Below are 24,137 nucleotides of genomic sequence, written 5' to 3'. Positions count from 1 at the left end.
CCGGCCAGGTTCAAGCCCGCTGCTGGTTAACCGCCAACTTACTGTGCGATTACATTTCGTATCACGCCTGCGAAGGCCGCGCGCGGGAAAATAGAATGGTCATTATGACGCACGTGCAAGCAGCCATAGGGGGGCCCCGTTTGATGGGGCATTAGTCTGCGTCCTCTCCGCGTGCCATGCTGGCGCGCGTGGCACACGTCGCCGGCCAACTCAGGAAAGGACCCATGAAAGCCGGAAAGCTGCTGGTCCTGCTCGGTGGCGCGGCAATGGGCATCGCGCCCGGTGCGATTGGCGCCATTCAAATCGGCTGGGAGCCCAGGCAAGAGCTCAGCAGTAACTGGTGGCTGCAGTGCGGTGGCGTGCCGGCTCCTGCCGCGCCCGCGATGTGGCCTGCCGTGGACCATGAATGGGAAAGCAGGTCGCTGGACTGTACAGCGCAGCGGGACAAGGAAACCCCGCAGTATGCGCTTGCCGTGAACCCCCGGCACCGCTTATTCAAGCACGGCAACGGCGCCGCGGCGCCATCGAATACTGCCAAATCTAAGCCGTCGCGAGAGGCGAAGCGACAAAACCGTGACTGCGGCCAGCCCCGACCGGCGCCACCGCAATAGTCTAGACGTTCCCCCTTTTTCGGTACGCGCTTTCCGCGTGTGCCAACGCAGTCTCAACCTGTGCCACCGAGCCAAAGGAGATCTCGAAGATGAAAAGCAAACTTGTCGTTGCAAGCCTGATTGCCGCGGTATCGCTTACTGCCGCCGCGACCGATTTGAGCACGGTCGTGAAAACCTATGAGCTCAAAGACGGATCAAAAGTCCACGTTTTCAAAGACGGCAAGATGGGCATGGAGAACAAGTACGGCAAGTCCGTCAGCATGCCAGAAGGCAAGGTCATGGAGACCAAAGACGGTAGCAAGATCCTGATGAAGGGCAATGAGGTGTTCCGTCTGGACGACGCCCTCATCAAAGGTCACCGCGAAGGCGGCTAAGCGGGCGACCTGACACGGGCTCTGAGCAAGCGGGCGCCGTGCAGTGCCCTTGCTCGGAGCCCGTCCGGGCCGCTTGCCATGCTCAGCGTCACCCACGCGGCCCGAGCGATGAGCGAGCGCTGCATTATTTCTCAGCGTACACGGACACGCTAAGCGACCGAGAGGCCTGCAGTGTCAGGGCATGGCGACCATGAGCAGGGATGCGCAGCGATACCGGGCGCGTTCCGGGCATCGCGTGTCCGGCGTCATCCTGGGAAATCACTACGGTGACCTCGGCTGGCTCGTTGCGGGGATTGTCCAAAACCAGCACACACCCCTCCCCCGCACCAAGTGTTCGGCGCCAGGTCGCGTTGACCCGCGCCCCGACGTCGATCAGCCACTCCGTAGGGCGCGGCTCGGCCAGGCCACCGGGCACGAAAGCGGCAGGACCCCGATCAAGATCCAAAATGGGGGCGTGCGCCAACGCAGAAGCGCTAAGACTAACAAGCAACGCCGATAAGCCGGTTCGGATCAGATTCAATCGAAGTCTCCCTAAAAAAGAACTGGACGCAGGCTGTCTTCGTGGGATCTGACGGCCAGCATCATGACGCGGCATGCCACCTGGCACCTGGAAAGAACGGGGCGCTCCTGTTGACCCAAGGCGGCAACGCGATTGATTCTAGGGCGGCCGGTCTGTCACAGAGATTACGAGAACATGACAAGACATCATCCCGCCATCGCGCACTCTCCTGTCGTCTACTTCCCATTAGCCCAGCGCGAGCGCATGCCTGCTAACTCCGTGGGAATGGGCGACCGCTGCGCGCTGCACAAGTTGCATCCGCCCCAACAATGTAACCGGCTTGCAATGTCGCAGTAAGCTTGGTCTCACTAGACTTCAGTGCCTATCGAATACCAATAACGTGGCGAACTGGAGACGCTATGAAAAGAAGAAAGATGACCGCCGCTGGCATGCTGCTGGGGTCGCTGTCATTGGGGGCTTATGCGCAGACGAGTGTCACGCTATACGGCGTCGCCGATGTCGGCATCGAATATTTATCGAATGTGCCATCGTCGAGCGGCGGCACCAACCAGGTGCGCATGTCGGCCGGCAATATGTCGACCTCGCGTTGGGGCTTGCGGGGTACGGAAGATCTCGGCGGTGGCCTCAAAGCGGTGTTCGAACTGGAGAGCGGCTTCGCCCTTGATACCGCGCAGTCGAGTAGCGCCGGCCGGTTATTTGACCGGGGCGCACTGGTCGGGCTGTCCAGCCCATATGGTCAGCTGACCCTTGGTCGCCAGACCACGGTGCTATACGACACCGCCATTCAGTTTGATCCGATGGGTTTCGCGCCGCGATACTCGCTTTTCAAGAGCGACGATACCATTGCCGGTCGCGCGGACAATTCCGTCAAGTACAAGGGCACGTTTGGCGGCGTGACCGCCATGGCACTGTACAGCTTCGGCCGCACTGGCGGCGGCGAAGTCCCCGGCGAGCTGAAGGTGGACCGGGAGATGAGTGCGGGTCTGGTGTATTCGACTGGACCGCTTTCCCTGGGCGCCCTGTACGACGAGTACCAGGGGTCAACCGTTGCATCGCAGGGGCAAAAGGACCGGCGCGCGTTAGTGGGGATCAGCTATGGGATCGGACCAGCAAAGCTGTATGCCGGATATCGTTGGCTCAACGGAAATATCTCGAGCGCGGTAAGCGCAATGCGCTCCAACTTGTATTGGGCAGGCCTGCGTTATCAGCTGACCTCGGCGCTGTCGCTCACCGGCGCAGCGTACTATACCGATGTGCGGGGTTCCGGCGCCGATCCGCTGATGTTCGTGGCCTCGACCGATTACGCGTTTTCCAAACGCACCGACATGTACTTCAATGTCGGCTATGTCCGTAACAAAGGTGGCTCACAGTTGGGCTTGAACGGCTTTAACGCCAGCAGTGGCGCGCCGGTCAATGTCGTGCCGGGCGACAACCAGACCGGTGTCGTGCTGGGTCTACGCCATAAGTTTTAAGCAAAGCCGCCTGAATACCTGTTGATCCGGCACACAAATAGGGGACGTTCTCGAGAGGGTTAGTCAGATGATGCATGACAAAATCGACTCGAGGACGCTGTCGGTCGACGCGTTGAACGAGCGGCGACGGCGAGCGGTGAGAATGCGGCTTCAAGGCGTGAGCGTGAACGAGGCGGCGGCGCAGTGCGAGCTGACGCGCGCGACGGTGAGTGCGGCATTCAAGGCGTATGAAGCGGGCGGCTGGAAGGCGGTGGACACTACGCGGCCGGGACGACCCCGCGGCATTGGACGCACGCTGACGGCCGAGCAGGAGAGTGAAGTGCTGCGCCTGATTCGCGACCGTACGCCCGATCAGATGAAGATGGGGTACCCGCTGTGGCAGCGCCAGGCGGTGGCAAAACTGATCCGCGATCGCTACGGCATCGAACTCGCTGCACGCACCCTAGGTCTTTACCACGAACGCTGGGGCTTCACGCCGCAGAGGCCGATCCAGAAGGCCTACGAGCCGCCAGCGGCAGTGAAGAAGTGGCTCGATGAGGAGTATCCGGTCATTTTAGCGAGCGCCAAGGCAGAAGGCGCCGAGATCCATTGGGGCGATGAGACCGGCTTGCGCAGCAACGACGTACGCATGCGCGGCCATGCTGCGCAAGGCCAGGCGGCGGTGGTACGGGCGAACAACGAGTGCCATGGCTTGTCGGTCATCTCCAGCGTTACCAACCAGGGAACGATGCGCTGGAAGATATTCGACGGCGCGCTCAATTCCGACATCCTGATCAAGTTCGTGAAACGGCTGGTCAAGGGTATTAAGCGCAAGGTCTACCTGATCCTGGACAATCTGCGCGTGCATCACAGCAAGCCCGTAAAGGCGTGGTTGGCCGAGCACAAGCACGAAATCGAAGTCTTCTACCGGCCAAGCTACAGACCCGAACTCAACCCCGGACGAGAGGGCCTTCGCCGACCTCAAGCCGGCCGTCACAACGCTGGCGCCGGCGCGCACCAAGCTGCAACTGGTCAAGGCGACGTCCATGTACCTGTGAAGGTGTCAACGACAGCCCGAGCGGACCAAAAGCGAGTTTCGAGCCCAAACCGCTTCGTGATGCCGCATGAGATTCTAGATACAATGCCGGATCAATAGGTTGAACGGTCCTTTTACCGAAGGACCACTAGCCACGGCGCCGCAACGCCGTGGCTATTTTTATGCGGCGACGCGCTGGAGGCCAACCGTCTAGCTCCGGGCGGCGTTTCGCTGGCGGGGAAACGTCAAAATGAAGCGCGTAGTGCCTTCCGACGATTCCGCCGAAATCTGGCCCCCGTGCGCAAACATGATGGCTTGCGTGATGGAGAGACCCAGTCCCACGCTTTCGGACTCCGCACGGGTCCTTGATTTGTCGGCACGGAAAAAGCGGTCGAATAGCGATGGCAGCAACTCGGGACTGATTTCCTCGCCCTCATTCTCGACTACGATCGACGTGCTGCCGCCCTGCTCGCGCGTCTCGACCCGGATCTCTTTGCCGGACGGCGTATAGCGTAGAGCGTTCGAGAGCAGATTGCTGAGCGCTCGGCGTAACATCAGACGGTCGCCGGTAATTTTCGCCTGCCCATCAAGCCGTAGATTGACGCCCTTGTCCTCTGCCAGCGCGTCGTAGAATTCGAACAGCGCCTGTACTTCATCAGCCACGTTGATCGCTTCCTCATTCGGCAGTGTGATGCCGTGCTCCATCTTGGCCAAGTACAGCATATCGGACACCATGCGCCCAAGCCGCTGCAATTCCTCGGCATTCGAGGCCAGGACCTCTCGATATTTGGCGGCATCTCGCGGCTGCGATAGCACGACATGCGTCTGCGTCATCAGGTTGGTGATGGGCGTGCGCAGCTCATGCGCCAAATCGGAGGAGAATTCCGAGAGCCGCCGAAAATCATCCTGCAGTCGCTCCAGCATCGCGTTTAACGTGATCGCCAGATCTGCCATCTCGACCGGCACGGCTTCGACCGGCATGCGCGCATCCAGTTTGTTCGCGGTGACGCCCTTGGCGCGTGAGGCCATCATGCGCAGGGGTGCGAGCCCGCGTCGCGCCGCCCACCAACCAAAGAGACCGCTGGCGAGCACCGCCAATGTGGTATAGAAGGCCAGCGAACGACGAAATGCATGCATGAAGTGCGCGTGGATTTCCGTGTCCATGCCGACCACGACGCGCAAAGGTGCAATGCGCGGGTCAGCCGCACCAACCTGCGCGCGCATGCCGCGATACTCCTGCTCGCCTTGCTGCCAGACGAAGGTATTGTCACGCGCCAATTCGCGCGGAATCGCCTCGAAAGCAATCGCAAAATCGAAGTCCTTGGTCGCATACAGCTTGTGGCCTTGTGCGGTCTGCACCTGCGCGACGAAGCCAGGATGGTGATCGACCATTTCCCGAAGCCGCTGGGGCAAGCGCTCGGCCGGCGTTTCCTGCGCGATCTTTTCGATCAGGCGAATATTGTCGCCGAGCACCACATAATCCTCGGTGGCGAAGTGGCGGTCCATCGCCAGCCAGATGAGAACGCCCAAGCCCAGCAGCACCACGGCAGAGCAGAGCGAAAACAGGATGGTCAGACGCATCGTCAGGGACAGGCGATGCGTCATGCCTGCTCCTCCGGCGCTTCCAGCACGTAGCCCATGCCGCGCACGGTCTGAATCAGCTTAATATCAAAGTCATCGTCGATCTTCGCCCGCAAGCGGCGAATGGCCACATCGATCACGTTGCTATCGCTGTCAAAGTTCATGTCCCAGACCTGGGAGGCAATCAACGAGCGTGGCAGCACCTCGCCGCGCCGGCGAGCGAGCAACTCCAGCAGCGCAAACTCCTTGCTGGTCAGCGTGATGCGGCGCCCGGCCCGCGACGCCCGGCGCCTGCCCAAATCCAGCACCAGATCGCCCACCTGAATGCGGTCCATCGCTAGCTGTACAGTACCGCGCCGCAATAGCGTACGTACGCGCGCCAGTAGTTCCGAGAACGCGAATGGCTTGACCAGATAGTCGTCAGCGCCCAACTCCAACCCCCTGACCCGATCGGCCACGCTGTCGCGGGCGGTCAGAAATAACACCGGAACCGGGTTGTCCGCGGCGCGGATCGTCTGCAAAATACGCCAGCCATCGAGATCGGGTAGCATGACGTCGAGGATAATCAGGTCGTACGCTTCGTTAAGCGCCAAGTGCTGTCCGTCCAGCCCGTTGGCGACCAAGTCGACCACGAATCCTGCCTCGGTCAGCCCCTGGCGCAGGTACTCGCCGGTCTTGGATTCATCTTCTACCACCAGCAGCTTCATCTTCGTGCCCTCCCCCTCGTCTTTCGGATTATGTGCCCGCCTGTTGGACCGGCTCTAATACGGGGTAGTCTACCGAGACGCTCTGTGGGTAACCCAGACCTTACCGGAATGTAATGTTTGGGTAAGTTGACGGTAGCCTCGCTGTCGTTACTCTCTTGCTGCCGCCTTCCGACGCGGCCATTCAAGCAAAAAGGACTATTTCATGCGACGTGATCGACCGTCTGGCCTTGTGCTGCCTAATCTGCCGCGCCGCCGTTTTGTACAGGGTCTGGCCGCCGGTGGCGTGATGGCGGGGCTGTCTGGCTTGGGCGGTGCGGCCTGGGCTCAGCCGTCAGGCCGACCGGCAGATGTCTTATCCGGCACAGCACCAGTGCTGCGCGGGACCGACTTCGACCTCGTGATCGGCGAGTCGGTGGTCAACTTCACCGGGACGCCACGCGTCGCGACCACCATCAATGGCATGTTGCCGGGGCCGACGCTGCGCTGGCGTCAAGGCGAAACGGTGACGATTCGGGTCACGAACCGGTTGCGCGAGCACACGTCGATTCATTGGCACGGGATCATTCTGCCGTTCGAGATGGACGGCGTGCCGGGGATCAGCTTTGCGGGCATTGCGCCGGGCGAGACCTTCACCTACCGCTTCAAGGTCGACCAGATTGGTAGCTATTGGTATCACTCGCATTCGGGCTTCCAGGAGATGACCGGCGTGTATGGCGGCATTGTCATCGATCCAGCCACCGGCGTGGATGGCGTGCGAGCCGATCGCGATTATACCGTGCTGCTCTCGGATTGGACCGACGAAGATCCGATGCGCGTGCTCTCGAAACTGAAGGTTCAGAGCGACTACTACAACTATAACCAGCCGACGGTTATCGATTTTTTCCGCGACGTCTCCAGTGAAGGGATGAAGAGCGCGCTCGCTAAGCGCAAGATGTGGAACGAGATGCGGATGAGCCCGACCGATCTGGCGGATCTCTCGGGCGCCACGCTGACTTACTTGATGAACGGCGTCACACCGGCCGGCAACTGGACCGGCGTGTTTAAGCCGGGCGAGAAGGTTCGTCTGCGGTTTATCAACGGCGCAGGCAACACGTTCTACGATGTGCGCATTCCCGGCCTCAAGCTTAAGGTCATCCAAGTCGATGGACAGAACATCGAACCGGTAACCGTCGATGAGTTCCGCTTCGGCCCGGGCGAGACCTGTGACGTGCTGGTCGAGCCGCGCGACGAGGCCTATACCATTTTCTCGCAGTCGATGGATCGCACCGGCTATGCCCGCGGCACCCTGGCAACTCGAGCCGGGCTGGCGGCACCGGTGCCCGCCGTGGATAAGCCGCAGTGGCTCACCATGGCCGACATGATGGGCAGTATGGGAGGCATGGGCGGCATGGATCACAGCGCCATGGGCGGAATGAGCCATGGCGGCATGGCCATGCAAGGCATGGACCACGGCTCGATGGGCATGCAAGGCATGAACCATGGCGCTATGGCCATGGATCACAGCCAGCATGCCATGGGTAGCATGTCGGGGGGCATGGCGACCGATGCGTCGCTGAAGGTGCCCAGCACCAAGGCGCGCCACGCCAAGACCGAGTATGGCGCCACCACCGATATGCGCGTTGACATGGCGCGCACCAACTTGGACGACCCGGGCATCGGTTTGCGCGACACCGGGCGCCGCGTCCTGACACTGGCCGATCAGCACACCATTGGCGGTCCGTTGGACAAACGCGGTCCCGGGCGCGAAGTGGAACTGCACTTGACCGGTAATATGGAGCGTTACTCGTGGTCCATCGACGGGGTGGAGTTCGGAAATTCGACGCCGGTGCACTTTAAGTATGGCGAGCGGCTGCGCGTCATTTTGCACAACGACACCATGATGACGCACCCAATGCACATGCATGGCATGTGGAGCGAACTCGAATCGCCGGATGGCGCCTTCCTCGCGCGTCGACACACGATCGCGGTGCAACCGGCGCAACGCATCAGCTTCCTCGTCACCGCCGACGCCTTGGGCCGGTGGGCCTGGCATTGCCACCTGATGTTGCACATGGACGCCGGGATGTTCCGCGAAGTGGTGGTGGCCTGACCCTAACCGATATGCACATGGAAAAACCAACAAGAACAGTACTTGCCGCCGTGCTTGCTTCCGCTGGCATGAGCGCAGCTTGGGCCCAGCACGCCCACACCGAAGCGGTTCCAACGCAAACTTCGTCGCCCGCCGTCGCGGAAAAGGCGAAGTCCATTCCGAAAGCAAAGTCTTCGGGCAAGGTTGGCGGCACCGCTGCCACCGACGGCCAGATGCAAGGCATGGACTCGATGCAGGGCATGGACCACAGCCAGATGCAAGGCATGGACTCGATGCAGGGCATGGACCACAGCCAGATGCAAGGCATGGACTCGATGCAGGGCATGGACCACAGCCAGATGCAGGGCATGGACTCGATGCAGGGCATGGACCACAGCCAGATGCAGGGCATGGGTTCGATGCAGGGCATGGACCACAGCCAGATGCAGGGCATGGGTTCGATGCAGGGCATGGACCACAGCCAGATGCAGGGCATGGGTTCGATGCAGGGCATGGACCACAGCCAGATGCAAGGCACGGGTTCGATGCAAGGCATGGATCATGGCGACATGCAGATGCAAGGGGGGAGCGCGCCCGCGGATGCGCGCGACCCGCACGGTTACTCAGGGGGCTATCAGCTCGGCGTGGGTCAATACGCCATTGGTCCGCACCGTTCGCTGCACATGGCAGACGAACACCTATTTGCCTCGGTACTCGTTGACCGGCTGGAATGGGTCAAGGGAAATGAGAGCAATGCCGCTGCCTATGAGGCGCAAGCGTGGATTGGCAGCAGCTTTAACCGCCTCGTGATCAAGGCCGAAGGCGAATCCGAGAGGCGCAAGATCCACGAGGCGCGGACCGAATTGCTGTGGGGTCATGCCATTGCCACCTATTGGGACACGCAGCTGGGTATCCGCAACGATGCCGGCTATGGCCGGCCAACCCGAAACTGGCTGGCCTTCGGTATCCAGGGCCTGGCGCCATACTGGTTCGAGGTCGACGCTACTGGCTATATCGGCACCGAAGGTCGCACTGCGCTGCGCCTGTCAGCCGAGTATGAATTGCTAATTACCCAGCGCCTGATCCTGCAACCCCGAATCGAGGCCAATCTTTATGGCAAGAACGATCCCGAGGTCGGCGTGGGCAGCGGGCTTTCCAGCGGTGCCGTGGGTCTGCGCCTGCGCTATGAGTTCAGCCGTCAGTTCGCTCCCTATATCGGCATTGAACGGTACCAAACCTTTGGCAATACCGCCGACATGGTTCGCACCGCCGGCGGCCGAAGTGGCGAAACCCGTTTTGTAGCGGGTGTTCGCATGTGGTTCTAACCACGTATTTCAATCCACACTCATATTTGGAGTTCACCATGCAAGCGCCCCGCTTCACCATTCGTGCCGCTCTGGCAGCCGCCGCTGTGCTGGCTAGTACTGCAGCCTTCGCCCATCCAAAGCTGGTATCGTCCATGCCCGCCGACAAGGCCGAGGTGGCGGCGCCGCAGAAGATCGAGCTGAAGTTTTCAGAGAACCTCGCGACCCAATTCTCCGGGGCCAGCCTCGTCATGACCAGCATGCCCGGCATGGCCAACCATGCGCCGATGAAAATTGCCGCCAAGGTTGCCGGCAGCGACGACCCCAAGACCATGGTGATCACCCCGGCCCAGACGCTGGCGCCTGGCAGCTACCGCGTCGATTGGCGTGCAGTGTCGTCCGACACGCACCCGATTAATGGCAACATCGCGTTCACCGTGAAGTGATCCGCCGATGGACTGGGCAACTGTTGCAGTGCGTTTCGCACTCTATTTCGACCTGACTGCACTGTTTGGTCTGCCGCTGTTTGGCTTGTACGCACTGCGCCGTGAGGAAATGGCGTCGCCAACGGGTGCGCGCTTTTTGACGCTTGGCGCGGCGGTCGCGGCCCTGGGCATCGTCCTGTCGCTGGCCAATATCACCATCATGGCCAAGGGCATGACCGGTGCCGCATCCTACGCCGAACTGCAAGGCCATGTCTTCGAAATGATTGTGACAGGCACCGCGTTTGGCGCGGCCTGGGTCGTGCGACTCGTTGCCCTGGTCCTCTGCGTGCTGGTCGCGTTGTTTGTCCGCAAACGGCCAGAACTTCAATTCTGGGTTCTGGCTGCAGCGGGCGGCGTCGCGCTGTCCACGCTTGCCTGGGGCGGCCATGGCGCCATGGATGATGGCATTCGACGCTACATTCACCTTGCCTCGGATATCGCGCATCTAATGGCCGCCGGCGCATGGGTCGGCGCTCTGCTCGCGTTCGTGTTGTTGTCGCATCCCTCTGCCACACCTGCCAAGGTTGCCCTACTGAGCCGCACCTCAAACGGCTTCGCTCAGGTGGGTATGATCGTTGTCGCAACCTTGGTCATTACCGGCGCAGTGAACTATTGGTTGATTGTCGGTCCGGTCTTGCCAGAACTGTCGCTGAACTCATACGGTGGACTGCTGGCGTCCAAGCTGGCGCTGTTCGGTACCATGCTCGCCCTTGCCGCGGCTAACCGTTTTCATCTGAGCCCGCGCCTGGAGCATGCCCTACGGACGGGCGACCATGCCGTCGCCGTTCGTACCTTGCGGCGCAGCCTGATGTTCGAGACCAGTGCGGCAACGCTCATTCTAGCTCTTGTCGCCTCGCTCGGCATCCTATCCCCCGCGGGCATGTAGCCACGTTTTCACGAACCGCGCAGCAAGGCTGCGCTTGTCTTGCTCTCAAACAACCGCCAAGGAGATGCCATGAAGACGCTCAAGTCGTTGCTGCTGGTGTTGGGGCTGTCGCCGATGCTGGTGTGGGCTGCCGGCAGCATGGAGGGCCATGCGAGCCCAGCTAGCGCCAGTAAGTCCGCTGCCGGTCAGCCGGGCAAGCCGGCCAAGGTCTCACGCACGGTTAACGTGACCATGAGCGACACGATGCGGTTCGCGCCCGACTCGATTCAGGTCAAGCGCGGTGAAACCGTGCGTTTTGTCGTGCGGAATGTCGGCAAAGTGGAGCACGAAATGGTGATCGGTACCGCCGCTGAGTTGAAAGAGCACGCGCAGATGATGCGCAGCATGCCTGATGCTAAGCACTCTATCCCGAACCAGATTATGCTCGCACCTGGCAAACAAGGCACACTGGTGTGGCAGTTCGACGGTCCTGGGACCGTCGACTTCGCTTGTCTGGTGCCGGGCCATTTCGAAGCCGGCATGGTCGGCAAGGTGGCCGTCAAGTAAAAAGCGCGACGACGGGTGCGTCCGGCGGCGAACAAAACGGCGCACCGATGCTGAGGGTTCGACAGCGTAGGTTGGGTCATGGTGCCGCCGTGGCGGACCCGTTTTCTTGCGCGTGATCCTCCCCACTTGGAAGCGTTGACTTGTGGGGCATGACGTGGACCACATTGTTACCTGTCCAGAATGTAACGTTTGGGCAACGTTATCGTTGGAATGCCCTGATTAGACTAGATCGTGCGGCAACTCGCGTTTGGGTGCCGGTAGCCTTGCCAGTTGCCCACAGATCAGCGCAGCACCAAGCTGCGTGCGTCCTTGGCGCGGGTGGAAGTCGGGTTGTCGCAAAGGCGGGTCCGTTAGACCTTGCCGCACATCGACAGGGAGTCTCATTATGACTACCACGCAGGCTTTACGGATCGCACTGGCACTCTCTGCCTTCGGCATGGCGTCGGCGTGTGCGCCTTTGCCACCTGCTAGGGCCGATTTGTATGGTACCGTCGCTGCCGTCGAGACGGCGACTCGGTCGATCACGCTGCGGCCAGGTGCGCGATACGTTAATGTCACCTCTGGAGAAACCGTTGCTTTCCGGGGCGCCAACCGCACGGTGGCTTGGACCTTTATGACCACAAGTAGTGGACGATCGGCAGTTGCGCTGAACTTCCTTTTGCCGGATCTGCCGGAAGCCAAAGGCATCACGGCCATCATCGCGCCAAGCCCGCTCTATCGGGGCAGCTCATGACGTATTGGTTGCTTACTGGACGCTGTGCCAGACGACCACTTCGACAGCCCTCCCCCACGCCGCATCCGGACCAGTAGGCGGTGGAACGTCCGCCTTGGTCCGCTGACTTGGCGCTTGCAGACCCGAGGGGCACCGCCGGGTCTAGCCATATCGCGGCATACTGCGCAACGCGCAACGCATAGCCTTCAGTGCGCAAGTGCGTTTGCAGACCAGCCTAATGCAATTTAGCGAGAGCATGCAAAAAGTCACTGCCCCGCGGCGTGATGTGCAGACGATCGCCGTAAGCCAATTTTTCCAGATGCACCAGCTGCCGCTCAATCAATGCCTCGATCGACGCGTGATCGAGGTCGGCGAGATTGGGGGCTGCGTCGTCGATCAGCATAAGGGTGGCCACTTCATGTGGTGTCAGCATCGTAGTCTCCAGGACCCCTAGAAGTGAATCGGCGGATGGTTCCGCTCTCGTGGCGACGCGTTTCAGCATTCATTCAATGACCGCCGTGCAGACACGTCAAGGTAAATCACCGGCGCTGGGTCTACCATATGGCAATGCTCGACTTTCCATAACGGCTATGAGACTCGTCTTTCACCGGCGAGGCCATCCAGACCAGCCCCTGCATGGCATGCGCTACTACTCGATCATTGGGGCGGCGCTGGTCGTGCTTGGGCTTTTGTATCTCTTCTGGACGACGTAAGGGGATTAGTGCGGCGCAGCGTTCGCCGATCTTCGCCCACGACGAGTCATCGGCGTAGCGGCACGCGTGTTCGAGCCGTTTCGACGGCGCGCGACCGCTGCTCGCATACAGCTGTGTGCCACGCGCGAGCGGGCAGGCAGGCAAGAGACAGAAATTACCAGGCGCGATCCAAGCGCCTGAATACCAGCAAGCCGGCCGCTCAACGCGACATGTTCGTCAGCTGTGGCGTACACACCGCGACAGCTCGTGCAGGGTCACTGCAGCAGCCCAGGCTAGGCTCGAAACGGACGTAGGCGCCATCGCTGACCGGAGCGCCTGCTTGCGGTGTTTGCTTGGGTCGCTACTTCGGGCTCGCATACTGCGCGGTCGCTTCGCGCTGCGCTACTGCCATTTTCTCAGGCCAAGTGCTCTTGATGTACGCGAGCACGGCAATGATGTCGTCATCCGACATCGACTGGCCGAAGGCTGGCATGTCACTGACATAGCCTCTCGGCGCGGTCACGCCGGCAACGAGCCCGTTCTTGGTGATGGCAAACAGCACCGCGTCCGCATGGTGCCAGGTATGACCCGATGCATCATGCGGGGGCGCCGGCATCCGGCCATTTGCGAGCCGCTCGCGCCAGTTAGGCTGGCCTTCGAGCTTGACGCCATGGCACGACGCGCAGGCCTGTGCGTACAGCTGCCTGCCGCGACCGAGCTGCGCGGCATCCGTGGCATCGATGCGCAGTTGGCGCCCTTCCCTGAGCGTCTGCGGTCCACCGGAGGGTGGCTCCAGATAGCGTTTCGCCTTGAGCGCGACCCCGGTGGCCGCCGCGGCGGCCACCACCAACACGCAGGCCACGATCCAGCGCGACTGAGTTGACTCTTCCATGTCCTTTGTCTGGCAGTTCTGAAGTTCTGGCAACGCTTACCCGCGCAGCCCCGCTGCAGTCCTAGTCTTTCGAGAATGGCTTGCCGCTAAAATCCACTGTCACAAGCTTTCCGTCCATCTGCCCCATGCCTGGCGAGTTTGCCGGCATGCCGGGCACTGCGACCCCTTTCAAGGTCGGCTTCGCAGCGAGCTTGCGCACCGCTGCTGCCGGCACGTGCCCCTCCACCACCTGCGCGCTGCCATCGATCACCGCGGTATGGCAGGAGCCGAACTGGGTCGGGACGCCGAGCCTGGCTTTGACCGCCGTCATGTCGGACGAATCAATGACCTTGGTCTGGATGCCGGCCTGGTTCACGTGTTTGACCCATTCTGCACAGCAGCCACAACTGGGATCCTTGTACACCGTTAGCGTCGGCGAGGCCGCTTGCGCGCCGGTGGCGGCCGCGAGCAATGCGGCAGTGGCCAAGAAATACTTCATGGATTCTCCGAAAAACATCATGTCAATAGACAAGTCAGCACCGGTCGAGTGCCTCATCGCCAGCTTAAATCTCTGCCTGCCGCAGGCGTAGCGCATTGGAGATCACCGAGGCCGAGCTCAGGCTCATTGCCAACGCGGCAATCATAGGCGAAAGCAGCAAACCGGTGAACGGGTACAGCACCCCTGCCGCTAACGGTACCCCGAGCGCGTTATAGATAAACGCGAAGCCAAGGTTTTGTTTCATGTTGCGAATGGTTGCCTCGGATAGCTCGCGTGCGCGCGCAATGCCACGCAGGTCGCCTTTGACCAACGTCACCTGCGCACTGTTCATCGCCACATCGGTGCCGGTGCCCATGGCGATGCCCACATCCGACTTGGCCAGCGCCGGGGCATCATTGATGCCGTCACCGGCCATGGCGACCACCGCTCCGCTTTGCTGCAGTTGGCTCACCAGTTGAAGCTTGTCCGCGGGCTTCACTTCGCCGTGGAACTCCGCAATGTCCAGCCTTGCGGCCACCGCCTTTGCCGTGGCCACGCCGTCGCCGGTGGCCATGACCACGCGGATGCCCTCGGCCTTCAGGGCCGCCAGCGCTTCGGGCGTTGAGCCTTTGACGGGATCCGACACCGCCAGCAGGCCGGCCAGACGGCCCTCGACGCCAAGATACATAACGCTCGCGCCTTGTGCGCGCAGCGTATCGGCTTGGGCGCGCAGCGCCTCGGTGTCGATGCCGTCGGCTTGCATCAGCGCCGTGTTCCCAATGGCGAGTGTCTTCCCACCGACCGTACCGCGCACACCGATGCCCGTGCTCGATTCAAAGTCCTGTGGCTTCTCCAGCGCCAAGCCACGAATGCGGGCCGCCTCCACCAGCGCCGCGGCCAGCGGATGTTCGCTGCCCTGGTCCAGGCTCGCCGCCAGCCGCAGGACCTCGTCGTCGGCATAGCCATTGGCGCCAATTGCACGCTCGAAGGCTGGCCGCCCCTCGGTCAGCGTACCGGTCTTGTCGACGATCAGGGTGTCGACCTTGCGCAGGTTCTCGATCGCGGCGGCATCGCGGAACAGCACGCCATTGGTGGCGCCCTTGCCGCTGGCAACCATGATCGACATCGGCGTGGCCAGCCCCAATGCACAGGGACAGGCGATAATCAAGACCGCAACTGCATTGATCAGACCGAACACCCAACTCGGCTGTGGACCGAACAGGCCCCAGGCAAAGAACGTCACCACGGCGACGCCGATGACGCCGAGCACGAACACGCCCGCGACCTTATCGGCCATGCGTTGCATCGGCGCCTTTGAGCGCTGCGCCTGCGCCACCATCTGCACGATCTGGGAGAGCACCGTTTGTGCGCCAACCTTCTCCGACCGGATGATCAGGCTGCCTGAGGTATTCATGGTGGCGCCAATAACGCGGTCGCCTTCGCGCTTGGTGACCGGCATCGGTTCACCGGTGATCATCGATTCGTCCACCGAACTGCTGCCTTCGGTCACGATGCCGTCGACGGGCACCTTTTCCCCGGGCCTGACGCGCAATAAATCGCCGACATGCACATGAGTGAGAGGCACATCCTCCTCGGCGCCATCGCGCCCGATGCGGCGCGCCGTCTTGGGCGCGAGCCCGAGCAACGATTTGATCGCCGCGGAGGTTTGCGATCGCGCCTTGAGTTCAAGCAGCTGGCCGAGCAGCGTCAACGAGATGATGACGGCCGCGGCCTCAAAGTACACGCCGATGCGGCCGTGGGCGGCAAAGGTCTGCGGGAACGCATCCGGTGCCACGGTTGCGACCACGCTATAGGCATAGGCCGCACCCGTGCCCAGACCGATCAGCGTCCACATATTGGGGCTGCGATGCAGAAACGACTGGATGCACCGCACGAAAAAGGGCCAACCCGCCCACAGCACCACCGGCGTCGACAGGACCAGTTCGACCCAGCTCTGCGTCGCCGCCTCCATCCACCCAAATCGATGCCCGAGCATGGCCAACACCGTGGTCACCACCGTCAACGGCAGCGTCCACCAAAAACGGTGCCGAAAATCCACCAGCTCCGGATTCTCGGTCTCGTCCAGGTCCGGCAACAGCGGCTCCAGCGCCATGCCGCATTTCGGACAGTTGCCGGGATGATCCTGCCGGATCTCGGGGTGCATCGGACAGGTGTAGATCGTGCCGGGAGGCCCCGATTCCGCATCGGGGGCGGCTGAAGGGGCCGCGGTAGGAGCCGCCGGAGCCGCGGCGTGCTTGGCCGGGTCCGCCTCGAACTTGCGCTGACACGATGCGCTGCAAAAATAATAAGGGTTGCCAGCGTGTTGGGTCTGGAATGCCGAGTCAGCCGACACCACCATGCCACAGACCGGATCTTTGGCCGTGCCGACACTTGACACAGGGCTCTCGTGCGGCGCACCGTGGCCATGGGAATGGTGCTGGTCAGCATGCGCGCCATGACCGGGGCTTGTTGCGTTGTCATGGTGGCCCGCTTTCGGTGGGTGGCGCTGGCTGCTGGGTTCATTCATGGAAGGCCTCCTGTTAGTCGTGGCGCTGTCCGTCCACTGGATCGCCGCCCTCTTTCGAAGGCGCGCTGCGCCCGTGGCCGCCATGGAATAGATGCATCAACGGGCACAATAACACTAGCGCAAACGGCAACCAGGAAGCAACCGCACTCCAACGCGGCATCCCGAGCGCGATGGCGGCGATCATTGCCACGGCAGCAAGGACGATCCCCCAACGCAGCGACCAGCGAAACCGACGGACTTGGCCGGCGTTGGTGCCGTGATGCGTCGATGGGGAATGACATGCTTTCATGACAGACTCTTTACTTGACCATGACGGGAAGCTGACCGGCAGTCAATCGCCGCGCCCAGCTTTCTTGTGATAACGGTAGAGCTTCCGATAATGGGAAGGTCAAGCCGGTTCGCGTCAACATTGCGCCAGGTCAAAAGGCCTCACGGTGATACACTGCCCGGCAAAAATGCACACCATGACCGACACCATCCGCATCCTCATTGAGCGCTGGAAGACCGATCCCGCCGGCGCCTATCAAACCTGGTTTCTTTGGCCGGAGCGGCTGAAGAATTTCCGCTCGATTCGGCGTGGCATCGGCGCGGTGGTCGACGAGATCCAGGCCGGTACATTCGGCAACGCGTATCGGGGGTCATCGCTCGAGACCGTGGTGTCTTCAATCGCAGAGCAACGGCAGATTTTCAAAGGCGCGGATCACGCCTTTCTGTGGAAGCCAAAACTGCGCATTCCAGACATCTATGAGCATGCCGACAATCAGCGTGCTTTTGCCAGACTGCTCCATACCTGCAACTGCTGTGACACCGAATCCGAAGTCCTTGATGCGATTCGCCAGCTGAGCAGCCTCGGCATCAAGGGTCTCGGGCCGGCGGCGGCCAACCTGCTGTATTTCATTCATCCCACGCTGGTGATGCCATTCAATACCGCGATTGTCAATGGCTATAACGCCCTGACCGGATCGGCGGTCAAGCTTGGCAAATGGGATCACTATCTGGCGATGCGCGAGGGGGTGCTCGCCCTGAATCAGCGTTATCGGGATTTGCTCTCCAATGACCTTGGCGCGATCGCGGGCCTGCTGTTTGACATCGGCATGCAGCGCTATCCGCTGCCACCGCGGCAAGCGCAGGCCCACGATGTGGCCGTCTGGCAGCAGGAACTGGCCAAGGTGCGCGAGCAGGCTGCCGCGCTTGCCAGGCAGATTCAGCTGGGGCAGGCCGAAGACGCCACCCATACCGAAGTGCAGGGATGGCTGCGCGATCTCGGCAAGTCGCTCGGCTTTGCCGTTTGGATTGCCACGAACGACCGAAGTCGGCTGTACAACGGCGAGCCCTTGAGCCAGGGCTGTCTCTCAACGTTGCCGCCGGCGCTGCTGGTGGCGGGAGGCGATACCGTTCCATGGATTGACACCGTCTGGCTAAATGCCACCACCCTTGAGGTCGAAGCCGCCTTTGAAGTCGAACATACCACCTCGATCTATTCCGGTATCGTGCGCTTGCTGGATCTGGCCCTCGGCTCCGACCCGTCCGCCCGCAAGCATCTGTTCCTGGTCGCGCCGGATGATCGCGAAGACGACGTGCGCGCGCAATTGAGCCGCCCGGCTTTTAGCCGCGTCTCGGCACTCAATATCCGCTATGTCCCCTATTCCAGCCTGCGCGAGCATCGCGAAAGCATTGCGCGCTTTGGCAGTGGCTTAAAGCCGATCGAGGCCATCGCGAGACAGTTGTGAGTCCGGTCCTGGCGGTGGTCGGCGACGGCGCGAGCAAGCTTTCGGGCCCTGGTGCGGCGCGGCGCTGCCTAGCCGCACGTCGGCCCGCAGCCCCCACGCGAGTAGCAAGCTGACCGCCCACGCCACCCAGAGGGTTGCGAGCGTGTGCGACAGGAAGTGCGCGCCCTGCGCCATGCGCGCCGCGCCAAGCGTGCCGCCCAGCAGCAGTCCGCCAGCCAGCCCAACCCACGCCCAGCGACGGCCGGCAGGACGCAATGCGATCCCCCAGACGACCCAGAGAAAGCCGGTGGCCGCATGACCGGCAGGAAAGCATTGTCCCGGCTTGACGTCTGCCGGCAGCGGATCCAGCAACCGCATATAGGGCAAGCTGCCGCCGAATTGAGCCATGTCCCAGGGACAGTGGCGTCCCGTCATGAGCTTCAGGAGCGTGACGCTCAACGGGATCACCACCATGCCCGCACCGGCAAGCAACGCATTGCGACGCGGCAGCCAAGGCAGACGCCCCCGCCAGCCCAGCCAGCAGACACCCATGGCCGCGGCTACGGCGACGTAAGTGAGCCACTTCGCGCCCTTGTGGAGCACCGCTTCAAATAGCCAGTGCTGGCGCAACGGGAAGACCGTCCGACCGACATCGTAGAAACGGCCCTCGAGCCAGAGGTCGAGTTCGGTGCGCTGGAACACGTAGGCCAGCACCAGCGCGGCCGATGCCAGCATCCACCATTGCTGGCGCAGCCAACGCTGACTGGCGGGCGTCTGAACCAACGGCATTTCTCTCATGGGGGCATTATCCGTTGCGGCAGCGTGCCGACAAATCCATGGTGGCATCCCGGGTCTGGGTGCGGATATCCAGCAGGCCCAAGACCGTGGAGAATAAGTGGTCATGCGTGGCGGGTTCGCGCGCACGCGCCCGCAGGCAGGAGACATCGAGCCGCATGCGCTGGGCGAATGAGGCGGAGAACCACATCACCATCGGTACCTCGGTCTGCTCCCGCGGAGCAATCGCGTAAGGCATGCCATGCAAGAACAGTCCGCGCTCTCCCAGCGACTCGCCATGGTCTGATACATAGATCATGGCCGTGTCATAGCGCGCCTCGAGTTGTTCGAGCCAGTCGATGGTGCGTGCGAGCACATGATCGGTGTACAGCAATGCATTGTCGTACGCGTTGCGAATTTGCTCTGGGGTACAGCGCGAGAGATCATCGGTGTCGCAAGTCGGACCGAACTGCGCGAATCGGGCCGGATACCGCCGGTAGTACGCGGGACCATGATTGCCAAGTTGGTGCAGGACCACGACCAAGCTGCCAGGTAGCTGGTGCCGCAATGCTTCCGCCCCGGCTAACAACACTTCATCCAGGCAGCGGTCGCGATCGCATAATGCCGACATAGCCTGAGGATCCGGCTGCCACGTGGGCACACCTGTACAGACGCCTTTGCATCCTGATTGATTGTCTGCCCACCCCACCTTCATTCCCGCTCGTCCGATGACGTGTAGCAAAGACTCGCTGGCCTTGATCGCATCTTCGTCGTAATTGCGCCGTCCCTGGGGCGAGAACATACAGGGCAACGAGACCTCGGTATTGGTGCCGCAACTGGTGACTTGAGCGAAATTGATCACAGCGCGCTGCGACAGGTTCGGCGTCGTGTCATGGGGCGACCTGCCACTGAGCCCCCAGTCCGCCGCTCGTGCGGTTTCTCCCACGACCACGACGAAGAGCAGGGGCTTGTTGTGCTCGCTCCAGCTAGCGCCGAGCCGGGCGTCGGTGCCAACCGGCCGGCGCGGCCGGTTCGCGGTACTGGCATCGCGTGCCAGCGCCCCGGTGAAGGCGTACACCACATTGACCGGCGCGAGCAGATAGCGGATCTCTTTATGATTGCGCATCTGGGCTGCGAAGTCCTTAAACACCAAGGACAGCGTCCCCACGCCGGCAACAATCGCCACCAAAATCGCGACCACGCGCAGGCCGACGCTTCGTGTCAGTGAGCGCTGGCGCAGCGTCACCCAGGGCAACAACAACAATGGTGGTAGTGCCAAGAGCGCGATGCTGCACATCATACGCAGCGTTAGCAACTCGCGAGCTTCCGCCACGTCGGTGCGCAGCACATTGCGGGCCATGCTGGGGTCAAGGTAGATGCCGTATTGACCCATGAAATAGCTGGCACCGGCGGCCACTACGACCAAAATTGTCAGCAACGGTTTGGCCGTCCAGCGGTTTATGAACGGCGCCAGCAGCACAAAATGCGCCGTGACCAGCGCGGTGCCCACTGCCACGCCGTAGCCCAGATCACGGAGCCCGCTCAACGTCCGTTCGGCGAATAGCGCCCGCCAGAACGGACCGTTCAGGACGAGAACAAAGTATAGGCAGAAGCCGAGTAGCAAGGTCTCGACGCCGACCTCCAGACGCCAGGGGCGACCCACCTTTGCGCGCGCGCCGCTTGGTGGTGTGTCGGGCGAAGCCGGGTCACGGCGCGACCGGTTTAGATTCGGTTCCATCATTGGCGCATGGCGCGAAAGGCGGGACATTACCAGCCCCAGGCGTTGCAGTACGCAACGCTGTGTTGAGCCAGTGGTGGACAAAAAGAATCGCGCCGAAGGCGCGATGATGACTCGCTGGGCTGGGTGCGGTCCGACCGCTGCAGCCTATGCCGTCTGCCTAGATCAGGGCCTGGTCCGACCCGAGCCGGCGCATCGGCAAGGCTGAATCTCGGCGCGTGCGCAAGCACGATAACGGGTATCGGGACAGTTTCCCCGATACCCGCCCCGCGTCAACGCACCGGCCCACCGAGCGGCCCATCGCCCCGGCGAGTCGGCGCGTTGCCGAGATTTAGGCGCCGTCGCTGAACGTGTCGCGAGGGCCTACGGCGTGGCTACCGTCTGTGAACGGGTCCCGCGTGCCCATGGCGTGACTGCCATCGGTGAACGGATCGCGCGTGCCCATGGCGTGCCCGCCGTCGGTAAAGGGGTCTCGCGGCGAATTGACGCCAGCATTCGCGATGCCCGCGACGCCACCAAGGGTTGCCACGGTCAATGCCACCAAGGCAGTCTTCTTCAATGTACGCATTCTATTTCTCCTTGTTTCGATAGTGGCTCAGTGAGCCTGCACTTGCAGTGTAGAAAGATGTACCCCACCAGGGCCTGACGACAAAATTACAAATGTGTCATGTTTTCACTCCTGGCAAACCGGCCTTTCTTAGCCACCGGTATAGAGCTTGCTGCGCTCGATATAGACGCGCACGCCTTGGGCGTTGGGCATCGCTGGGAACAGGACGCCAAGATCCACGGATTTTCCTTGAACAAGCTCGGCGAATGTCCAGGTGGCTTCCTGCGCGCCGCTGCGAAAAGTAACGGTGTCGCCGGAGGCCACATTGACAGACTTCAGGCCGGGAGCGAGCGTCACCGCGCGTGCAGCCGTGTTCGCTGGCGCCAGGCTACCGAAGAGCGTCGCCTGCGGCCCCAATGGAGTAGCAGCCTGCGCTATAGCCATCGCGCTGGGCACTGTGAGCGGTGCCGATGAGCTGGCTTGGTCGGCGGCTTGCCGCCGCACGTGCTCCGCCCAGTTGTCGCCCGCATTGGTTCTGGTCTGGTCCGCACTCCACGCCGGTGAACTGGATAGGACGGAGAGGGCCGCCAGCGCCAATGCAGTCAAAGCGGTCAAAGCGGTCTTCTTGGTGTTCATGATGCGCTCCATAACGTTTCGAGGCATAACCTCTTAGGTGTCATGGTAGGCGGCTGGGACTCACGACGACGTTACTCGCGAATTACATCCCCGTAAGCTTTCCCGCATCCATCTGCGTTGCAGAAATGGGTACGTCGTCGCGGTTAACGACCTGGATTGTCAGTCGCGAGGGCCGCGCCTGCGACGCTTGCCCTGACGGCAGCGCGAGCCAAGGCATTCCGGAAGAAGGTCCGCTCTTGCGCACAGACGAGCCTGGCGAGCGCTTGAGACGCGGCCCGCGGCGTCCTCGTCGTTGACGCTAAACGCCGCGATGGGCCCATGCGTGACTGCGCTCTCTACAAAGAACATCCCTTCTTCCTGGCCACCAGCAACAGCGAGCCGCCTGCCGGGAAACGCAAGCCGGCCCGTATTAGGTTGTGCTCGAGGGTGCAAACACACCCGAGCGTGCCGTTCATGGCCGCCCCAATGCGAAACCCGTCGTCCATGGCATCGCCGGGCGGCTTGGCGCGCTGCCACAACCGGGAGATGGCCATCGCAGGCAGCAGCAGCGTCATGAAGGAGGTGACGTCCACGATTTCGAATCCGGCCGCCTCCACTTTCTTCACCAGTTCTTGGCGGGTATAGCGCCGCTTGTGCTTGGCCGCATCGTCCATATGGCTCCACAGCGACGGATGCTGGGGCACTGTCAATACGATTCCCCCATCATTCCTGCAGGCACGGTACATCTCCGCTAGCACTTGGGCGTCGTCGTCGACGTGTTCGATGACGTCAAACGCCCCGAGGACATCGAAGGCGTCGCTGTAGGGAATTGCGCGGGCATCCATCTGCAACAACTGAGCTTTGCATTTGCGCTGCCCCTTCATCAGTGCGCGCAACGAGGCCTCGCCGCCGACCAGGCGTGCACGCGGGAAGCGGGCCTGGACTGCGCGCAGGTTCTCCGCGGTCCCGCAACCGACGTCCATGAACGAGCGCAAGGCCGGAAAGTAGCGCTGCAGTGCGTCCAGGATCAGTTTGCGGCGATAGACGAACCAGAAGTGCGTCGCTTCGAGCTTCTCATACTCGACAAAGAGCGGTTCGTGAAACCCATCATGGTCGACCATCATGGCAGGTGCCAGGCAGAGCACGCCGGCGAGAACACGGGGCTGCCAACCGCACGCGGTGCACGCCCACACGTCAATTTTGAGCGGGGCCTTACATTGATTACAGATGCGCATCGCTGTCTCCAATATCGTGCTGCGCGCGCGACCGCCAGGCGACATCGCACGCCGCACCATAATTGCCCTGCCTTGCTCTCGCACAGGGACGAGCGCAGGCAGGTTTGTTTCGTCTTCGGTCAGGCCGAAGGACGACATCTACGAAGGTGGAGGTAGCCAGCCCAGGAGTTGCGTGGGCGGCGTCAGAGATGGCGGGAAGGCGGGCGCAGCAACGTCTCAGGCGTTGTGCTGGCAAATATCCACAGAAGAGACGCAGGTAGTGCGCCGTTCATGGGCAACGCTTGGGTCCCCAAGAAGGCAAAGATGGCAAGTGGCGAGGCGGCCGAGCAGGCAGAACACGCCTGACAACCGCGCGCCTTGCCGCGCGCTTTGCTTGCTGGACAGTGATGCGACCTCGGATCGCAGTGTGCGTCGGCCTCGTCGGCGCTCGCCTCGTCAGCGACGTCGATGGTGGCAAGGGTGGCAAAGAGACCGGCGCCCTGCCGCAGCTCGGTCAGCTCGCCGCACGAAAGAGTAGCCGCTGCGCCGACGTTCTGCATCGGCAATGCAAATACAACGAGCCAAAGCAATAGGTGGCGCAACAGCCTTCTCATCCGGCGGCATCAAGCATCAATTGAGTCGGGAGTCTATACGAGCCGCCTGTCAGTAGAATGACGGGGACATGACAGAC

23 protein-coding genes and 1 pseudogene are annotated in these 24,137 nt (G+C 61.9%); 11 read left to right on the top strand and 13 right to left on the bottom strand.

The window, feature by feature from the left end; genetic code table 11:
* Positions 1-224 precede the first annotated feature (224 nt).
* From AC6EI8_RS01180 to AC6EI8_RS01165, 4 genes and pseudogenes are all read left to right on the top strand, one after another.
* Complete coding sequence (locus tag AC6EI8_RS01180) at positions 225-611, top strand: hypothetical protein (RefSeq protein WP_144200242.1); 387 nt, start codon at positions 225-227, stop codon at positions 609-611.
* 89 nt (positions 612-700) lie between these two features.
* Positions 701-985 (top strand): periplasmic Cu(I)/Cu(II)-binding protein CopK, encoded by a 285-nt coding sequence (copK, locus tag AC6EI8_RS01175; protein WP_053821780.1) that lies wholly within the window; start codon positions 701-703, stop codon positions 983-985.
* Positions 986-1,903: 918 nt separating this feature from the next.
* Complete coding sequence (locus AC6EI8_RS01170) at positions 1,904-2,977, top strand: porin (protein WP_053821779.1); 1,074 nt, start codon at positions 1,904-1,906, stop codon at positions 2,975-2,977.
* A gap of 70 nt (positions 2,978-3,047) precedes the next feature.
* Positions 3,048-4,084, top strand: a pseudogene (locus AC6EI8_RS01165) (IS630 family transposase).
* A 118-nt stretch (positions 4,085-4,202) separates the two neighbouring features.
* Here AC6EI8_RS01165 and AC6EI8_RS01160 read toward each other — a convergent pair.
* Positions 4,203-5,597 carry a heavy metal sensor histidine kinase gene (locus AC6EI8_RS01160; protein ID WP_053821778.1) on the bottom strand — a complete coding sequence of 465 codons (1,395 nt, stop codon included), beginning with the start codon at positions 5,595-5,597 and terminating at the stop codon, positions 4,203-4,205.
* Positions 5,594-6,280 carry a heavy metal response regulator transcription factor gene (locus tag AC6EI8_RS01155; RefSeq protein ID WP_053821777.1) on the bottom strand — a complete coding sequence of 229 codons (687 nt, stop codon included), beginning with the start codon at positions 6,278-6,280 and terminating at the stop codon, positions 5,594-5,596. Before AC6EI8_RS01155 ends, AC6EI8_RS01160 begins: the two co-directional genes overlap by 4 nt.
* Positions 6,281-6,482: 202 nt before the next feature.
* On the opposite strand from AC6EI8_RS01155, the gene AC6EI8_RS01150 reads away from it, so the two are divergent.
* The 6 genes from AC6EI8_RS01150 to AC6EI8_RS01125 all read left to right on the top strand — a co-directional run bounded on the left by AC6EI8_RS01150 (position 6,483) and on the right by AC6EI8_RS01125 (position 12,302).
* Complete coding sequence (locus AC6EI8_RS01150; RefSeq protein ID WP_053821776.1) at positions 6,483-8,369, top strand: copper resistance system multicopper oxidase; 1,887 nt, start codon at positions 6,483-6,485, stop codon at positions 8,367-8,369.
* Between the two features lie 17 nt (positions 8,370-8,386).
* On the top strand, positions 8,387-9,673 hold the full coding sequence (locus AC6EI8_RS01145) for a copper resistance protein B (RefSeq protein WP_223819834.1): 1,287 nt from the start codon (positions 8,387-8,389) through the stop codon (positions 9,671-9,673).
* Between the two features lie 38 nt (positions 9,674-9,711).
* Complete coding sequence (gene copC / locus AC6EI8_RS01140) at positions 9,712-10,098, top strand: copper homeostasis periplasmic binding protein CopC (RefSeq protein WP_053823086.1); 387 nt, start codon at positions 9,712-9,714, stop codon at positions 10,096-10,098.
* Positions 10,099-10,105: 7 nt separating this feature from the next.
* A complete protein-coding gene (gene copD / locus AC6EI8_RS01135) occupies positions 10,106-11,023 on the top strand; it encodes a copper homeostasis membrane protein CopD (protein WP_053821775.1) in 918 nt (305 codons plus the stop codon).
* 69 nt (positions 11,024-11,092) lie between these two features.
* A complete protein-coding gene (locus tag AC6EI8_RS01130; protein ID WP_053821774.1) occupies positions 11,093-11,569 on the top strand; it encodes a cupredoxin domain-containing protein in 477 nt (158 codons plus the stop codon).
* Positions 11,570-11,954: 385 nt separating this feature from the next.
* Positions 11,955-12,302, top strand: a complete 348-nt coding sequence (locus tag AC6EI8_RS01125; RefSeq protein WP_082371461.1) for a CzcE family metal-binding protein — start codon at positions 11,955-11,957, stop codon at positions 12,300-12,302.
* 214 nt (positions 12,303-12,516) lie between these two features.
* On the opposite strand, the gene AC6EI8_RS01120 is transcribed toward AC6EI8_RS01125, so the two are convergent.
* The 5 genes from AC6EI8_RS01120 to AC6EI8_RS01100 all read right to left on the bottom strand — a co-directional run bounded on the left by AC6EI8_RS01120 (position 12,517) and on the right by AC6EI8_RS01100 (position 17,033).
* The gene (locus AC6EI8_RS01120; RefSeq protein ID WP_082371627.1) at positions 12,517-12,714 is read right to left on the bottom strand and encodes a hypothetical protein; all 198 of its coding nucleotides are present in this window, start codon (positions 12,712-12,714) and stop codon (positions 12,517-12,519) included.
* Between the two features lie 620 nt (positions 12,715-13,334).
* Positions 13,335-13,865 carry a c-type cytochrome gene (locus AC6EI8_RS01115; protein WP_053821772.1) on the bottom strand — a complete coding sequence of 177 codons (531 nt, stop codon included), beginning with the start codon at positions 13,863-13,865 and terminating at the stop codon, positions 13,335-13,337.
* Positions 13,866-13,926: 61 nt separating this feature from the next.
* On the bottom strand, positions 13,927-14,343 hold the full coding sequence (locus AC6EI8_RS01110; RefSeq protein ID WP_053823085.1) for a DUF411 domain-containing protein: 417 nt from the start codon (positions 14,341-14,343) through the stop codon (positions 13,927-13,929).
* 64 nt (positions 14,344-14,407) lie between these two features.
* On the bottom strand, positions 14,408-16,849 hold the full coding sequence (locus AC6EI8_RS01105; protein ID WP_082371460.1) for a heavy metal translocating P-type ATPase: 2,442 nt from the start codon (positions 16,847-16,849) through the stop codon (positions 14,408-14,410).
* Positions 16,850-16,862: 13 nt separating this feature from the next.
* On the bottom strand, positions 16,863-17,033 hold the full coding sequence (locus AC6EI8_RS01100) for a DUF2933 domain-containing protein (protein ID WP_223819837.1): 171 nt from the start codon (positions 17,031-17,033) through the stop codon (positions 16,863-16,865).
* Between the two features lie 280 nt (positions 17,034-17,313).
* On the opposite strand from AC6EI8_RS01100, the gene AC6EI8_RS01095 reads away from it, so the two are divergent.
* A complete protein-coding gene (locus AC6EI8_RS01095; protein WP_053823084.1) occupies positions 17,314-18,579 on the top strand; it encodes a type II restriction enzyme NmeDI-related protein in 1,266 nt (421 codons plus the stop codon).
* Here AC6EI8_RS01095 and AC6EI8_RS01090 read toward each other — a convergent pair.
* The 6 genes from AC6EI8_RS01090 to AC6EI8_RS01065 all read right to left on the bottom strand — a co-directional run bounded on the left by AC6EI8_RS01090 (position 18,544) and on the right by AC6EI8_RS01065 (position 24,048).
* Positions 18,544-19,356 carry a phosphatase PAP2 family protein gene (locus AC6EI8_RS01090; RefSeq protein ID WP_082371458.1) on the bottom strand — a complete coding sequence of 271 codons (813 nt, stop codon included), beginning with the start codon at positions 19,354-19,356 and terminating at the stop codon, positions 18,544-18,546. The genes AC6EI8_RS01095 and AC6EI8_RS01090 overlap by 36 nt on opposite strands.
* Before the next feature lie 7 nt (positions 19,357-19,363).
* Entirely contained in the window at positions 19,364-21,100 is a 1,737-nt protein-coding gene (locus AC6EI8_RS01085; RefSeq protein ID WP_115737204.1) for a phosphoethanolamine transferase, read from the bottom strand.
* Positions 21,101-21,401: 301 nt separating this feature from the next.
* On the bottom strand, positions 21,402-21,638 hold the full coding sequence (locus AC6EI8_RS01080) for a hypothetical protein (protein WP_252251971.1): 237 nt from the start codon (positions 21,636-21,638) through the stop codon (positions 21,402-21,404).
* Between the two features lie 129 nt (positions 21,639-21,767).
* Positions 21,768-22,253, bottom strand: a complete 486-nt coding sequence (locus tag AC6EI8_RS01075) for a CzcE family metal-binding protein (protein WP_082371626.1) — start codon at positions 22,251-22,253, stop codon at positions 21,768-21,770.
* 335 nt (positions 22,254-22,588) lie between these two features.
* Positions 22,589-23,356, bottom strand: a complete 768-nt coding sequence (locus tag AC6EI8_RS01070) for a class I SAM-dependent methyltransferase (RefSeq protein WP_227311959.1) — start codon at positions 23,354-23,356, stop codon at positions 22,589-22,591.
* A 293-nt stretch (positions 23,357-23,649) separates the two neighbouring features.
* Positions 23,650-24,048, bottom strand: a complete 399-nt coding sequence (locus tag AC6EI8_RS01065) for a hypothetical protein (RefSeq protein WP_144200244.1) — start codon at positions 24,046-24,048, stop codon at positions 23,650-23,652.
* Positions 24,049-24,137: the final 89 nt, after the last annotated feature.

The sequence above is a fragment of the Cupriavidus sp. R6-3 genome (assembly GCF_059772245.1).
This window is presented reverse-complemented; position numbering and strand designations above follow the sequence as displayed.

Bases quoted from the DNA above. Each gene is read 5' to 3' on its own strand.
- AC6EI8_RS01180 (WP_144200242.1), top strand. From the start codon at position 225: ATGAAAGCCGGAAAGCTGCTGGTCCTGCTCGGTGGCGCGGCAATGGGC.
- copK (WP_053821780.1), top strand. From the start codon at position 701: ATGAAAAGCAAACTTGTCGTTGCAAGCCTGATTGCCGCGGTATCGCTT.
- AC6EI8_RS01170 (WP_053821779.1), top strand. From the start codon at position 1,904: ATGAAAAGAAGAAAGATGACCGCCGCTGGCATGCTGCTGGGGTCGCTG.
- AC6EI8_RS01160 (WP_053821778.1), bottom strand. From the start codon at position 5,597: ATGACGCATCGCCTGTCCCTGACGATGCGTCTGACCATCCTGTTTTCG.
- AC6EI8_RS01155 (WP_053821777.1), bottom strand. From the start codon at position 6,280: ATGAAGCTGCTGGTGGTAGAAGATGAATCCAAGACCGGCGAGTACCTG.
- AC6EI8_RS01150 (WP_053821776.1), top strand. From the start codon at position 6,483: ATGCGACGTGATCGACCGTCTGGCCTTGTGCTGCCTAATCTGCCGCGC.
- AC6EI8_RS01145 (WP_223819834.1), top strand. From the start codon at position 8,387: ATGGAAAAACCAACAAGAACAGTACTTGCCGCCGTGCTTGCTTCCGCT.
- copC (WP_053823086.1), top strand. From the start codon at position 9,712: ATGCAAGCGCCCCGCTTCACCATTCGTGCCGCTCTGGCAGCCGCCGCT.
- copD (WP_053821775.1), top strand. From the start codon at position 10,106: ATGGACTGGGCAACTGTTGCAGTGCGTTTCGCACTCTATTTCGACCTG.
- AC6EI8_RS01130 (WP_053821774.1), top strand. From the start codon at position 11,093: ATGAAGACGCTCAAGTCGTTGCTGCTGGTGTTGGGGCTGTCGCCGATG.
- AC6EI8_RS01125 (WP_082371461.1), top strand. From the start codon at position 11,955: ATGACTACCACGCAGGCTTTACGGATCGCACTGGCACTCTCTGCCTTC.
- AC6EI8_RS01120 (WP_082371627.1), bottom strand. From the start codon at position 12,714: ATGCTGACACCACATGAAGTGGCCACCCTTATGCTGATCGACGACGCA.
- AC6EI8_RS01115 (WP_053821772.1), bottom strand. From the start codon at position 13,865: ATGGAAGAGTCAACTCAGTCGCGCTGGATCGTGGCCTGCGTGTTGGTG.
- AC6EI8_RS01110 (WP_053823085.1), bottom strand. From the start codon at position 14,343: ATGAAGTATTTCTTGGCCACTGCCGCATTGCTCGCGGCCGCCACCGGC.
- AC6EI8_RS01105 (WP_082371460.1), bottom strand. From the start codon at position 16,849: ATGAATGAACCCAGCAGCCAGCGCCACCCACCGAAAGCGGGCCACCAT.
- AC6EI8_RS01100 (WP_223819837.1), bottom strand. From the start codon at position 17,033: ATGATCGCCGCCATCGCGCTCGGGATGCCGCGTTGGAGTGCGGTTGCT.
- AC6EI8_RS01095 (WP_053823084.1), top strand. From the start codon at position 17,314: ATGACCGACACCATCCGCATCCTCATTGAGCGCTGGAAGACCGATCCC.
- AC6EI8_RS01090 (WP_082371458.1), bottom strand. From the start codon at position 19,356: ATGAGAGAAATGCCGTTGGTTCAGACGCCCGCCAGTCAGCGTTGGCTG.
- AC6EI8_RS01085 (WP_115737204.1), bottom strand. From the start codon at position 21,100: ATGTCCCGCCTTTCGCGCCATGCGCCAATGATGGAACCGAATCTAAAC.
- AC6EI8_RS01080 (WP_252251971.1), bottom strand. From the start codon at position 21,638: ATGCGTACATTGAAGAAGACTGCCTTGGTGGCATTGACCGTGGCAACC.
- AC6EI8_RS01075 (WP_082371626.1), bottom strand. From the start codon at position 22,253: ATGAACACCAAGAAGACCGCTTTGACCGCTTTGACTGCATTGGCGCTG.
- AC6EI8_RS01070 (WP_227311959.1), bottom strand. From the start codon at position 23,356: ATGATGGTCGACCATGATGGGTTTCACGAACCGCTCTTTGTCGAGTAT.